The 13,809-nt window shown below is 69.5% G+C and carries 10 protein-coding genes; 8 read left to right on the top strand and 2 right to left on the bottom strand.

Going from position 1 to position 13,809, the window contains the following annotated elements:
• Positions 1-179 precede the first annotated feature (179 nt).
• The 8 genes from metH to AB0J64_RS18610 all read left to right on the top strand — a co-directional run bounded on the left by metH (position 180) and on the right by AB0J64_RS18610 (position 11,765).
• Positions 180-3,644 carry a methionine synthase gene (gene metH / locus AB0J64_RS18575; RefSeq protein ID WP_364028162.1) on the top strand — a complete coding sequence of 1,155 codons (3,465 nt, stop codon included), beginning with the start codon at positions 180-182 and terminating at the stop codon, positions 3,642-3,644.
• Positions 3,645-3,802: 158 nt separating this feature from the next.
• On the top strand, positions 3,803-4,447 hold the full coding sequence (locus tag AB0J64_RS18580; protein ID WP_364028164.1) for an HAD family phosphatase: 645 nt from the start codon (positions 3,803-3,805) through the stop codon (positions 4,445-4,447).
• 571 nt (positions 4,448-5,018) lie between these two features.
• Positions 5,019-5,528, top strand: coding sequence for a cellulose synthase (locus tag AB0J64_RS18585; RefSeq protein WP_364028166.1), 510 nt, complete (start codon positions 5,019-5,021; stop codon positions 5,526-5,528).
• A 266-nt stretch (positions 5,529-5,794) separates the two neighbouring features.
• Positions 5,795-6,793: an ABC transporter permease gene (locus AB0J64_RS18590; protein ID WP_364028168.1), complete on the top strand. Its 999-nt coding sequence runs from the start codon at positions 5,795-5,797 to the stop codon at positions 6,791-6,793.
• 57 nt (positions 6,794-6,850) lie between these two features.
• The gene (locus AB0J64_RS18595; protein WP_364028170.1) at positions 6,851-8,617 is read left to right on the top strand and encodes an ABC transporter substrate-binding protein; all 1,767 of its coding nucleotides are present in this window, start codon (positions 6,851-6,853) and stop codon (positions 8,615-8,617) included.
• 93 nt (positions 8,618-8,710) lie between these two features.
• A complete protein-coding gene (locus AB0J64_RS18600) occupies positions 8,711-9,724 on the top strand; it encodes an ABC transporter permease (protein ID WP_344995570.1) in 1,014 nt (337 codons plus the stop codon).
• A complete protein-coding gene (locus AB0J64_RS18605; RefSeq protein ID WP_364028172.1) occupies positions 9,721-10,749 on the top strand; it encodes an ABC transporter ATP-binding protein in 1,029 nt (342 codons plus the stop codon). Before AB0J64_RS18600 ends, AB0J64_RS18605 begins: the two co-directional genes overlap by 4 nt.
• Entirely contained in the window at positions 10,746-11,765 is a 1,020-nt protein-coding gene (locus tag AB0J64_RS18610; protein WP_364028174.1) for a dipeptide ABC transporter ATP-binding protein, read from the top strand. The genes AB0J64_RS18605 and AB0J64_RS18610 overlap by 4 nt, the downstream gene beginning before the upstream one ends.
• 143 nt (positions 11,766-11,908) lie before the next feature.
• Here AB0J64_RS18610 and AB0J64_RS18615 read toward each other — a convergent pair whose 3' ends face one another.
• Together AB0J64_RS18615 and AB0J64_RS18620 are read right to left on the bottom strand one after the other, a co-directional pair.
• The gene (locus AB0J64_RS18615; RefSeq protein WP_344995576.1) at positions 11,909-12,592 is read right to left on the bottom strand and encodes a response regulator transcription factor; all 684 of its coding nucleotides are present in this window, start codon (positions 12,590-12,592) and stop codon (positions 11,909-11,911) included.
• Positions 12,589-13,809: sensor histidine kinase (locus AB0J64_RS18620; RefSeq protein WP_364028177.1), on the bottom strand; the 1,221-nt coding region annotated here is incomplete at its 5' end. The genes AB0J64_RS18615 and AB0J64_RS18620, both read right to left, overlap by 4 nt.

The raw sequence follows: 13,809 nt of genomic DNA on the forward strand, positions 1-13,809 counted from the left end.
GGCGCGGTGCCTGGCGGCCAGCGAGACGAGCACGTCCACGGCGTCTCCGCTCGGCCGCCAGCACGACGTCGGAGGCGCCCGCCGAACGATAGCGCGCGGGTCCGCGGTCCGCGGCGCCTGAACGCGTGTGCGAGCCGCTTGCGAGTGGCGCTCGAGGCGCACCCGATAAGCTCTACCCCATGAGCATCTCCTCGTCCTTCCGCGAAGTGTTGTCCCAGCGCGTCATCGTGGCCGACGGGGCGATGGGCACGATGCTGCAGGCCCAGGACCCGACACTCGACGACTTCCACGGCCACGAGGGCTGCAACGAGGTGCTCAACGTCACCAGGCCCGACATCGTGCGCGGCGTCCACGACGCCTACTTCGCCGTCGGCGTCGACTGCGTCGAGACCAACACGTTCGGCGCCAACCTCGCCGCGCTCGGCGAGTACGACATCCCCGACCGCGTCTTCGAGTACTCCGAGGCGGGTGCCAGGATCGCCCGCGAGGCCGCCGACCACTGGTCCACGCCTGACCAGCCGCGCTTCGTCCTCGGCTCCATGGGTCCCGGCACCAAGCTCCCCACACTCGGCCACCTGCCGTACGCGAGCCTGCGCGACGCCTACCGTGACAACGCGGCGGGCCTGATCGCGGGCGGCGCCGACGCGCTGATCATCGAGACCTGCCAGGACCTGCTCCAGGTCAAGGCCGCCGTCGTCGGCGCCAGGCGGGCCATCGAGGACTCCGGCCGCGACATCCCGATCATCGCCCAGGTGACCATCGAGACCAACGGCGCCATGCTGCTCGGCTCCGAGATCGGCGCCGCGCTGACCGCGATCGAGCCGCTCGGCGTCGACATCGTGGGCCTCAACTGCGCGACCGGCCCCGCCGAGATGAGCGAGCACCTGCGCTACCTCGCCCGCCACTCCCGGCTCAAGCTCTCCTGCATGCCCAACGCCGGGCTGCCGGTGCTGACGGCCGACGGCGCGTACTATCCGCTGTCGGCGCAGGAGCTGGCCGACGCGCACGACACCTTCACCCGCGACTACGGCCTGTCCCTGGTCGGCGGGTGCTGCGGCACCACGCCCGAGCACCTGCGCCAGGTGGTCGAGCGGGTGCGCGGCAAGCAGGTCGCGCCGCGCCGCCCGCACCCTGAGCCGGGCGCCTCCTCGCTCTACCAGACGGTGCCGTTCCGGCAGGACACCTCCTACCTGGCCATCGGCGAGCGCTGCAACACCAACGGCTCCAAGGCCTTCCGCGAGGCCATGCTGGCGGGCCACTGGGACGACTGCGTCGAGACGGCCCGCGACCAGGCCCGCGACGGCGCCCACATGCTCGACCTGTGCGTCGACTACGTCGGCCGCGACGGCGTGGCCGACATGAAGGAGCTGGCGTTCCGGTTCGCCACCGCGTCCACGCTGCCGATCATGCTCGACTCGACCGAGCCCGCCGTGCTGCAGGCCGGCCTCGAGATGCTCGGCGGCCGCGCCGCGGTCAACTCCGTCAACTACGAGGACGGCGACGGCCCCGACTCCCGCTTCCAGAAGATCATGCGCCTCGTGCACGAGCACGGCTCGGCCGTCGTCGCGCTGACCATCGACGAGGAGGGCCAGGCCCGCACCGCCGAGTGGAAGGTACGCGTGGCCAGCCGTCTGGTGGAGGACCTGACCACCAACTGGGGCATGCGGGTCGAGGACATCATCGTCGACTGCCTGACCTTCCCCATCGCCACCGGCCAGGAGGAGACCAGGCGCGACGGCCTGGAGACCATCGAGGCCATCCGCGAGCTCAAGCGGCGCTACCCGGGCGTGCAGACCACGCTGGGCCTGTCCAACATCAGCTTCGGCCTCAACCCGGCTGCCCGCATGGTCCTCAACTCGGTGTTCCTCAACGAGTGCGTCAACGCCGGGCTCGACTCCGCCATCGTGCACGCCTCCAAGATCCTGCCGATGGCCCGCATCCCCGACGAGCAGCGCCAGGTCGCCCTTGACATGGTCTACGACCGGCGCCGCGAGGGCTACGACCCGCTGCAGCGCTTCATGGAGCTGTTCGAGGGCGTCGACGCGGCCGCCATGCGCGCGGGCAAGGCCGAGGAGCTCGCCGCGCTGCCGCTGTGGGAGCGGCTCAAGCGGCGCATCATCGACGGCGAGCGCAAGGGCCTCGAGGCCGACCTCGACACCGCGCTGGACCAGCGGCCGGCCCTCGAGATCATCAACGACGTGCTGCTCGACGGCATGAAGACCGTGGGCGAGCTGTTCGGGTCGGGGCAGATGCAGCTGCCGTTCGTGCTGCAGTCGGCCGAGGTGATGAAGACCGCCGTCGCCTATCTCGAGCCCCACATGGACCGCGTCGAAGGCGAGACGAAGGGCCGCATCGTGCTGGCCACCGTCAAGGGCGACGTGCACGACATCGGCAAGAACCTCGTCGACATCATCCTGTCCAACAACGGCTACCAGGTGGTCAACCTCGGCATCAAGCAGCCGGTCTCGGCCATCCTGGAGGCCGCCGACGAACAGAAGGCCGACGTCATCGGCATGTCCGGGCTGCTGGTGAAGTCGACGGTCATCATGAAGGAGAACCTGGAGGAGATGAACTCCAGGGGCCTGTCGGAGAGATACCCCGTCCTGCTCGGCGGCGCCGCCCTGACCCGGGCCTACGTCGAGCAGGACCTGGCCGAGCTCTTCGCGGGCGAGGTGCGTTACGCGCGCGACGCGTTCGAGGGGCTGCGGCTGATGGACGCGTTCATGGCGGTCAAGCGCGGCGTCAAGGGCGCGACGCTGCCGCCGCTGCGCGAGCGGCGCGTCAAGACCGGCGCGGTGCTGCAGCGCACCCCAGTCGAGGAGCTGCCCGCCCGCTCCGACGTGGCCGCCGACAACCCCGTCCCCACGGCGCCCTTCCACGGCGACCGCGTGGTCAAGGGCATCTCGCTGACCGAGTACGCCGCCTTCCTCGACGAGCGGGCCCTGTTCCTCGGCCAGTGGGGCCTCAAGCCCACCAGGGGCGGCAGCGGCCCCGACTACGAGGAGCTGGTCGAGACCGAGGGGCGGCCGCGGCTGCGCATGTGGCTCGACCGCATCCAGACCGAGGGCCTGCTGGAGGCGGCCGTCGTCTACGGCTACTTCCCGTGCGTCTCCGAGGGCGACTCGCTGATCATCCTGGACGAGAACGGCGGCGAGCGCACCCGCTTCACGTTCCCGCGCCAGCGCCGCGACCGCCACCTGTGCCTGTCCGACTTCTTCCGGGCCAAGGACTCCGGCGAGGTCGACGTGGTCGGCTTCCAGGTGGCCACCATGGGCTCGAAGATCTCCGAGGCCACGGCCGAGCTGTTCGCCAAGGACGCCTACCGCGACTACCTCGAGCTGCACGGCCTGTCGGTGCAGCTCACCGAGGCGCTGGCCGAATACTGGCACGCCAGGGTGCGCTCGGAGTGGGGGATCGGCGGCGAGGAGTCGCTCGACGACATGCTCAAGGTCAACATCCAGGGCTGCCGCTACTCGTTCGGCTACCCCGCCTGCCCCAACCTGGAGGACCAGAAGCAGCTGTTCGAGCTGCTCGACCCCGAGCGCATCGGGGTGACGCTGTCGGAGGAGTTCCAGCTCCACCCCGAGCAGGCCACCTCCGCGCTGGTCGCCCACCATCCCGAGGCGAAATACTTCAACGTCTGACCCGCCGGCCCGCGCCGCTCGCCCGCCGTTCACCGGCGGGCGGGGAGAATGGCGGGGTGCCCGGTGCCGGGTGCCGGGTGCCCGGTGCCGGGTGTCCGGCGCCGAGGGCGCTCGCCGTTCACCGGTGGGCCGGGAAGCACTACTGATCGGGGGCGGTTGTGGAAGCGGTCTTCTTCGACATGGACGGGCTGCTGGTCGACAGCGAGCGGGTCTGGCTGGAGATCGAGACGGACGTGATGGCCCGGCTCGGCGCCCCGTGGACGCCCACCCACCAGGCCCACCTGCTGGGCGGGTCGATGGAGCGCACGGTCGACTACATGCTGGCCGTGTCGGGGTCCGACGTGCCCGTCGAGACCGTACGGGAGTGGATGACCGGCGGGATGGTGCGGCGCCTGTCGGCGGGCGTCCACGTCATGCCCGGGGCCGGCGAGCTGCTCGACGCGCTGCGGGCCGAGGACGTGCCCGTGGGGCTGGTCACCTCGTCGCTGAAGGAGATCGCGGACGCGGTGCTGAAGGGTGTGGGGCGTGACCGGTTCGACGTGGTGGTCACGGCCGACGACGTCGTACGCACCAAGCCGGACCCGGAGCCGTACCTGACGGCCGCGCGGCTGCTGGGAGTGGAGCCGGTGCGGTGCGTGGTGCTGGAGGACTCGCCCAACGGCGTCGCGGCCGCCACGGCGGCGGGCTGCGCGGTGGTGGCGGTCCCGAGCCTGCTGGCCATCGACCCCGCGCCCGGCCGCCTGGTGGTCCCGTCGCTGGAGCTTCTCGGCGTCGCCGACCTGCGCGCCCTCATCACGGTCTGAACCCGGTCCCGCCACCACGCTCACGCCTGGCACCCCGCCACGCTCATCCCTGGCACACCGCCACGCTCACACCAGGGGCCTCGTCGCGCTGGTCACGCTCAGGGCTGGCGCCTCGTCGCGCCCGTCACGCTCACAGCTGGCACCGCGGACCCGCGCGCGCTCCAGCCACTCGCCTGCCGCACCGCCCGTCCGTGGGCCGCCGTCCGTGGGCCGCACGCCCTGCGCGCCGCCGCAGGACCGCGTGCGCCGCCCAAGCCGCAAGCGGGCCGCCGAAACGCCCGGCACCGGCACGCGCGCCTCGCCGCCTCTGCATCGCGCCGCACCGCATCTGACGCCGCAGCTCCACATCCGCGTCCGCGCCGCTGCGCCCCACCACGTACGAGCTGGAGCGCGACGCCGTCCGCCGGCGCCGGAAGGGGCGGAGGCGGCGCGGGTGCGCACGGACGGCGGCCCTGAGCACAGCCCATGCGCCCGCTCCTCAACCGGTGACGCATCGGCCGCGGCGATCATCGTCCCCTAGGGGGCAAGTGGTCCTCGCGGAGGAGGGGCGGCTCGCGTTTCGCGTGCCAGGATGGAAGACGTAGTCGATACGAGGGGCGACGTGATGTACGAACAGCTCGCGGCGTTGTGGTTGCCGCTGTGCGCGGGCGTGACCGCGCTCGGCCTGGGGCTCAGCTTCCTGGCCTTCAGGCGCAGGGGAGTGGCCGCGGGTATGCGGGTGGCGGCGTGGGCGTTGCTGCCGGTGGCCGCCTACCTGACGGGGGCGCTGCAGGCGCTGTGGACCATCGGTGCGACCGTCGTCGGCTTCGTCACCGGGCTCGTGCTCAACCCGCTGGTCTGGGCGGGCATCGCCGTGGCCGGGCTGTCCGCGGTGCTGTTCGTCGTGTCGGGCGTCATCCGCGGCAGGAAGCTGTCGACCGTACGGAAGAAGACCACCGGCGAGGCTACGGAAATTCCGCCTTCAGCGAACAAGGCGCCCACCAAACCGCAGCGGCCCGCCGTCGCCGCGCAGCAGAAACCGAAGGGCGACGACGACTTCTCCGACATCGAAGAGCTGCTCAAGCGCCGCGGCATCGGCTGAAAGCACGGCAAAACTCAGCTCTGTCACAGTTCTGAGACGCAACCGGGACGACTCGTAGACATTCTCCTCAAGATCGATACGAATGAGTTTCTGGTCAATCACAGTTGAGCCACATAGGGCACAGAGGGACTAGTCACAGCAGCTCAGGCCATAGATTCTGCCTCCTGGGGCCGCGACACGCGGTCCATGCAAGCATGGGCGCACTACCCTGACCGGGACCGCGCCGACACGGACGACGTCGTCTGGAATCCAGGGGGCTTACTGGCATGACCGCACCGCTCGATATTCCGGGCTCGGAAGTCGAAGCCGGGCCGGAGACCGTTCTTGAGGGAGCGGGGTCTTCAGTCATCCGGGGCCGTTCCCTGGGGCAGATCGCCTGGATGCGCCTGCGGCGCGACCGCATCGCGATGGTCGGCGGCATCGTCATCCTGCTGCTCATCCTCGTCGCGATCTTCGCCCCGCTGCTGGTGTCGTGGTTCGGGCACCCGCCGGCGGAGTGGCACCGGGAGAAGCTCGACCCCTCCATCGGAGCGCCGCTGGGCACCTTCGGGGGCATCAGCAAGGACTTCCTGTTCGGCGTGGAGCCGGACTCGGGCCGCGACCTGTTCAGCCGCGTCCTGTACGGAGCCCGCATCTCACTGCTGATCGCGTTCTTCGCGACCCTGCTCTGCGTCGTGCTCGGCACCGTGCTCGGCATGATCGCCGGCTTCTTCGGCGGCTGGGTCGACACCGTCATCAGCCGCCTCATGGACATCTTCCTGGCCTTCCCGCTGCTGGTGTTCGCGCTGGCGCTGGCCGGCGTCATCCCCGACACGGCGTTCGGCCTGTCGGGCGACTCGCTCAGGATCAGCCTGCTGGTGTTCATCATCGGGTTTTTCAACTGGCCCTATATCGGGCGTATCATCCGAGGTCAGACGCTGTCTCTCCGGGAACGGGAGTTCGTCGACGCGTCCAGGAGCCTGGGCGCGCGCAACCACACCATCCTGTTCAAGGAGATCCTGCCGAACCTCCTGGCGCCGATCCTCGTCTACTCGACGCTGCTGATCCCCTCGAACATCCTGTTCGAGGCCGCGCTGTCCTTCCTCGGCGTGGGTGTACGGCCGCCGACTCCCACGTGGGGAGGCATGCTGTCGGACGCCGTCCACAACTACCAGGTGGCGCCCAACTTCATGATCTTCCCCGGTCTCGCGATCTTCATCACCGTGCTGGCGTTCAACCTGCTCGGTGACGGCCTCAGGGACGCCTTCGATCCCAAGGCCCGATAGACCTCGTGAGTTTTCAGCAAGTTCTCAACTCCTAGATACAAGGGGTGTGTCAGGTCGATGAAGATAAGATCAAAGGCGTCGGCGGTGGCGATGACCGCCACTCTCGCCGTGGTCGTGTCCGCGTGCGGCGGCGGTGGCGGCAGCAAGAGCACCGGCGGCAGCGGAAGTGACGACAAGCCCGCCAGCCAGTACAACGCGGGCGTCACGCAGGTCGTCAACCCGTCGGACAAGACCGGCGGCACGCTCCACATGGGCATGCCCGGCGACTTCGACTCGGTCGACCCGGGAGACCAGTACTACGGCTACGCCTGGAACTTCTCCCGCTTCTACACGCGCGCGCTGACCATGTTCAAGCCGGTGCCGGGCGAGGAGGGCCTGCAGCTCGTCGGCGACCTGGCCGAGGACCTGGGCAAGCCCAGCGACGGCGGCAAGACGTGGACGTACAAGCTGCGCAAGGGCATCAAGTTCGAGGACGGCAGCCCCGTCACCTCCAAGGACGTCAAGTACGCCGTGGCCCGCTCCCTGGACAAGGACATCCTGCCCAGCGGCCCGACCTACTTCAACGACTGGCTCGACCTGCAGGGCTACACCGGCCCGTACAAGATGAAGGACAAGCTCGACGACTTCAAGGCCGTCGAGACGCCTGACGACTACACCGTGGTCTTCCACCTGAAGAAGGCCTACGGCGGCTTCGACTACTTCGCCATGCTCCCGCAGACGGCCCCCGTGCCCGCGGCCAAGGACACCGGCTCGAAGTACAAGGAGCACCCGGTCTCGACCGGCCCCTACATGTTCAAGTCGCACGAGCTCACCAAGCGCATCGAGCTCGTGAAGAACCCCAACTGGGACCCGGCCACCGACCCCAACCGCAAGCAGCTCAACGACTCCATCGAGGTGCTGCTCGGCCAGAACGAGGACGACCTCGACCAGCGTCTGCTGTCCGGCAAGATCGACATCAAGATCAACAGCACCGGTGTCGCGGCCAACGCCCGCAAGACGGTCCTGACCGACCCCAAGGTCAAGCAGTACGCCGACTCGGCCCCGATCGACCGGACCTGGTTCACCAACATCAACGGTGACGTCAAGCCGTTCGACAACATCCACTGCCGCAAGGCCGTGATGTACGCGGCCGACCGCTCCGCGCTCCAGGGCGCCTACGGCGGCCCCGACGCCGGTGGCGACATCGCGCTGAGCCTCATGCCGTCGAAGATGACCGGCTACCAGAAGATCGACCCGTACGGCGTCGAGGCCAACCCGGGCGGCGACGTCGCGAAGGCCAAGGAGGAGCTGACGGCCTGCGGCCAGCCCAACGGCTTCAGTACCACCATCTCCTACCGCAACGAGCGCGCCGCCGAAAAGCTGACCGCCGAGTCGCTGCAGCAGTCGCTCGGCCGCGTCGGCATCAAGCTGGAGATCAAGGGTTACCCGCAGGGTGACTACTTCAAGCTGTACGCCGGCAAGCCCGACTTCGCCAAGAAGAACAACCTCGGCCTCATGGTCTACGGCTGGGGCGCCGACTACCCCGAGGGCTTCGGCTTCTTCCAGCAGATCGTGGACAGCCGCGTCATCCGCGACGCCGGCAACACCAACCTGAGCGTGAAGGACCCCAAGATCGACACGCTCATCGACCAGGCGGCCGCGGAGACCGACGCCACCAAGCGCAACGCGATCTGGGCGGCGGTCGACAAGGAGGTCATGGACTCCGCGTACATCCTCCCGTACGTCTGGGCGCACGGCCTGTTCTACCGGCCGCCTACGCTGAAGAACGTCTTCGTCAGCCAGAACTGGGGCATGTACGAGTACCTCACACTCGGCACCAAGTAGCAGGTCAGGCGGCCTCGCCGGACACGTACGTCGAAAGCAGGTGAAGGCTCCGGCGGCCGGGCTCACGAGGCCCGGCCGCCATGGCCGAGATCAGTGTTCACATACATTCTCAGACGGTTGATAGCGGCCGTCATGCTGCTCTTCGTGGTGAGCATCGCGACGTTCGCCATCTTCTTCCTCGTGCCTCGGCTCGCTGGGATGTCCGCTGACAACCTCGCCTCCCGGTACGTCGGCAAGGCCGCCAACGACCAGGTCATCCACGAGACCGCGATCCGGCTGGGGTTCTACGACCCGCTGGTCGTCCAGTACGGGCGGTTCGTGAAGGGCATCTTCGTCGGCGTGGAGCGCAACTACGGCCCCGGGGTCGAGCTGTGCCCGGCGCCCTGCCTCGGCTACTCGTACGTCACGCAGAACCCGGTCCTGCCCGACCTGCTCGACCGCATACCGATCACCCTGTCGCTGGCGCTCGGCGCGGCCGTGGTGTGGGTGATCTTCGGCGTGGCCACCGGCGTGGTGTCCGCGCTGCGGCGCGGCAGCTTCTTCGACCGCCTCTCCATGGGCGTCGCCCTGGCCGGCGTGTCTCTGCCGATCTTCTTCACCGGCATCGTGTCGCTGGCCATCTTCCGCGACCAACTCGGCCTCGTCGGTGACGTCGCCGACTGGGTCCCGTTCAGCGAGGACCCGCTCACCTGGGCCAGCAACCTGATGCTGCCCTGGATCACGCTCGCCTTCCTGTACGCCGCCGGCTACGCCCGGCTCACCAGGGCGGGCATGCTCGAGACCATGTCCGAGGACTACATACGCACGGCCAGAGCCAAGGGCCTGCCCGAGCGGGCCGTGGTGCTCAAACACGGGCTGAGAGCCACGCTCACCCCGGTGCTGACCATGTTCGGCCTGGACCTGGGCCTGCTGCTCGGCGGCGCCGTGCTGACCGAGAGCACGTTCTCGCTGCCCGGCATCGGCAAGTACGCCAGGGACGCCATCGAGCGCAACGACCTTCCCCAGGTGATGGGCGTCACCCTGGTCGCGGCCGCCTTCATCATCATCGCCAACCTGATCGTCGACCTGCTCTACGCGGTCGTGGACCCGAGGGTGAGGCTGACGTGACCGCTTTTCTGCAGGTCAAGGACCTCAAGATCCACTTTCCGACCGACGACGGCCTGGTCAAGTCCGTCGACGGGCTGACGTTCGACCTTGAGCGCGGCAAGACGCTCGGCATCGTCGGCGAGTCCGGCTCCGGCAAGTCGGTCACCAGCCTCGGCATCCTCGGCCTGCACAAGGGCAAGGGCGCCAACATCTCCGGGGAGATCTGGCTCGACGGCGAGGAGCTCGTCGGCGCCTCCCAGGAGCACGTGCGCGGGCTGCGCGGCAAGAAGATGTCGATGATCTTCCAGGACCCGCTGTCGTCGATGCACCCGTTCTACACGGTCGGCGACCAGATCATCGAGGCGTACCGCATCCACCACAAGGTCACCAAGGCCGTGGCCAAGAAGCACGCCATCGACATGCTCGGCCGGGTCGGCATCCCCGAGCCGCAGCGCCGCGTCGACTCCTACCCGCACGAGTTCTCCGGCGGCATGCGCCAGCGCGCCATGATCGCCATGGCGCTGTCGTGCGACCCCGAGCTGCTCATCGCCGACGAGCCGACCACCGCGCTCGACGTGACCGTGCAGGCCCAGATCCTCGACCTCATGGTCGACCTGCAGCGCGAGTTCAACTCCGCGCTGATCATCATCACCCACGACCTCGGCGTGGTGGCCGAGCTGTCCGACGACATCCTGGTCATGTACGCCGGCAAGTGCATCGAGTACGGCAGCGCCGACGACATCTTCTACCGTCCCGAGCACCCCTACACATGGGGTCTACTGGGATCGATGCCCCGGCTCGACCGGGAGCCCACCGAGCGGCTGCTGCCGATCAAGGGATCCCCGCCGTCGCTGATCAACGTGCCGCCGGGCTGCGCCTTCCATCCTCGCTGCCCGTACGCCGAGCGCACCGGGGGCAAGGCCAAGACCGAGGCGCCCGGCCTGCTCCAGACAGAGGGCGGCCACCTGGTGCGCTGCCACATGGACAGGACGGAGCGGCGGGAGTTGTGGGAGAACGAGATCAAGCCACTGCTGGAGACCCAGTGACCGAGCCGACGAAAGAGCCGCTGCTTTCCGTGCAGGGCTTGGAGAAGCACTTCCCCGTCACCAAGGGCCTGCTCAAGCGGCAGGTCGGGGCCGTCAAGGCGGTCGACGGGATCAGCTTCGACGTGTTCAAGGGCGAGACGCTCGGCCTGGTGGGGGAGTCCGGCTGCGGCAAGTCCACCACCGGCCGCCTGGTCACCCGCCTCATCGAGCCCACCGCGGGCAAGGTGATCTTCGAGGGCCGGGACATCACGCACATGGGGCAGGGCAAGCTCAGGCCGCTCCGCCGCGACATGCAGATGATCTTCCAGGACCCGTACTCGTCGCTCAACCCCCGTCACACGGTCGGCACCATCGTCGGCGCGCCGTTCCGCATCCAGGGCGTGCAGACCGAGCACGGCATCAAGCGGGCAGTCCAGGACATCCTCGCCCTGGTCGGGCTCAACCCCGAGCACTACAACCGCTACCCGCACGAGTTCTCCGGCGGCCAGCGGCAGCGCATCGGCATCGCCCGCACGCTCGCGCTCAAACCCAAGCTGATCATCGCCGACGAGCCGGTCTCCGCGCTCGACGTGTCCATCCAGGCCCAGGTCGTCAACCTGCTCGAGGACCTGCAGAACGAGCTGGACCTCACCTACGTCGTGATCGCCCACGACCTGTCGGTGGTGCGGCACATCAGCGACCGGGTGGCCGTCATGTACCTGGGCAAGATCGTCGAGATCGCCGACCGGAAGCAGCTCTACGCCTCGCCGATGCACCCGTACACGAACGCCCTGCTGTCGGCCGTGCCCGTGCCGGACCCGAAGGCACGCAAGGAACGCGAGCGCATCCGCCTGACGGGCGACGTGCCCAGCCCGCTCAACCCGCCGCCGGCGTGCCGCTTCCACACGCGGTGCTGGAAGGCGCAGGAGATCTGCAAGAAGGTCGAGCCGCCGCTGGAGGAACTGGCCGGCGGGCACCGCGTCGCGTGCCACTTCCCGGAGAACGCCCCGGCGACCGCCACCGCCAAGGCCTCCTGACCTCGGCTTCCGGGCCCGCCCGCGCCGGCCGCGGCGCGGGCCTTGATCGGGCCGCATGGGGGCCGTGGGCCGCGCTCAGGCCACTGAGCACGCGGCGCCAGGCCCCTGCTCAGGTCGCTGGGCACCCGGCGCGGCGCCTCGGATCAGGAATAGGTGCCCGGGGTGATCAGCCCGGTCTCATAGGCCAGCACCACGGCCTGCACGCGATCCCGCAGTCCCAGCTTGGTCAGCACGTTCCCGACGTGTGTCTTGACCGTCGTCTCACTCACCACGAGCTTGGCCGCGATCTCCGCGTTGGACATGCCCTTGGCGATCAGCCGCAGCACCTCCAGCTCCCGCTCGGTCAGCCGGTCGAGCCGCGCCGGAGCGGGCTGTTCGTAGGCCGAGGGAAGCCGCGTGGCGAACCTGTCGAGCAGCCGCCGCGTCACACTCGGCGCGACGATCGCGTCCCCGGCCGCCACCACCCGGATCGCCTGCACCAGCTCATCGGGCGGCACGTCCTTCAGCAGGAACCCGGACGCCCCCGAGCGCAGCGCCTCCACGATGTACTCGTCCAGGTCGAACGTCGTCAGCACCAGCACCTTGGGCACATGCGCCGTGGGCGCCGCCTCCCGCACGATCCTGCGGGTCGCCTCGATGCCGTCGACCCCGGGCATGCGGATGTCCATGAGGACCACGTCGGGCAGCAGCGCGCGCGTCTGCTCCATCGCGTCCTTGCCGTCGCCGGCCTGGCCCACCACCGTGATGTCGGGCTCGGCCTCCAGAATCAGGCGAAATCCCGTACGCAGCAGCGGCTGGTCGTCCACCAGCAGCACTCTGATCGTCATTGTCCGTCCTTCAACGGGAACCTCGCCCGCACCTCGAAACCGCCCCCCGGCAGCGGACCGATGCTCAGGATTCCACCATAGAGTTCCACCCGCTCGCGAATCCCCACCAAACCGTGCCCTGACCGCGAGGACAGTCCGGCTGCCCCCAGCCCGTCGTCCTCCACCCGTACGTCCAGCTCATGGGGGTCGTGGCGGACGGTCACCACGGCCTTCGCCCCCGGCCCGGCGTGCCGCAGGCTGTTCGTCAACCCCTCCTGGACCAGCCGGTAGGCGGCCAGATCGACGCCGGCAGGCAGCGGCAGCGGCTCCCCCTCCACCAGCAGCCGCGTGGGCAGCCCGGCCTCGCGCATCTGCTCGGCCAGCGCGGGCAGGTCCCGCACGCCGGGCTGCGGGCCCAGCTCGGCCCGGGCATCGGTACGCAGCACGCCGACGATGTTGCGCATCTCGGTCATCGCCATCCGGCCTGTGTGCTCGATCGCCGACAGCGCCTCTCGCGCCAGGTCGGGATCGGAGGCCAGCACCCGGCGCGCCGCGGCGGCCTGCACGGTCATCACGCTCACGTGGTGGGCGACCACGTCGTGCAGCTCGCGGGCGATCCGGGAGCGCTCCTCGGCCCTGGCCGCCCTCGTGTCGGCGGCGTGCGCCCGCTCCAGCCGTTCGGCCCGGTCCTTGAGCTCGTCCAGGTACGCCCGGCGCAGCCGCAGGCTCCGGCCCGCGCCCCACACCGCCACCAGCACCATGGCCACCACGACGTGCTCGCTCCAGCTCGCCGCCCTGACCGGGCCCGCCAGCGCGCCGAGCGTGTACGCCGCCAGCGAGATCAGCAGCCCGCCCAGCGCGACCGCCAGCCCGCGGCAGGACGCCACCGTGTAGAGCAGCACCAGCCCGGCCAGCCCTGACATGCCGGTCCCGTAGCCGAGCACGGCCAGCAACGTCTCCGGGACCAGCCCCGCGCACATGGCCGCCAGTGGCCACCGCCTGCGCAGCGCCACCGGAACGCACGCCAGCACCAGCAGCACCCCGCCGAGCGGGTCCGGCATCCGCACGCCCTCGACCGGCAGGCCCTCCGCCTGGGGCCGGTCCGGGGCGTAGAGCACGAACAGCGCCACCGACGCCGCGGCCACCACTCCGGCGAGCACCGTGTCGTGGAACGTGGTCCGGTCTATGCGCACCGCTTCACTGTAGGGCCAGGTGAGAGCCCGTAACCTCCTCCCTCG

The sequence above is a fragment of the Nonomuraea sp. NPDC049695 genome (assembly GCF_040674955.1).
Lineage (GTDB): Bacteria > Actinomycetota > Actinomycetes > Streptosporangiales > Streptosporangiaceae > Nonomuraea > Nonomuraea helvata.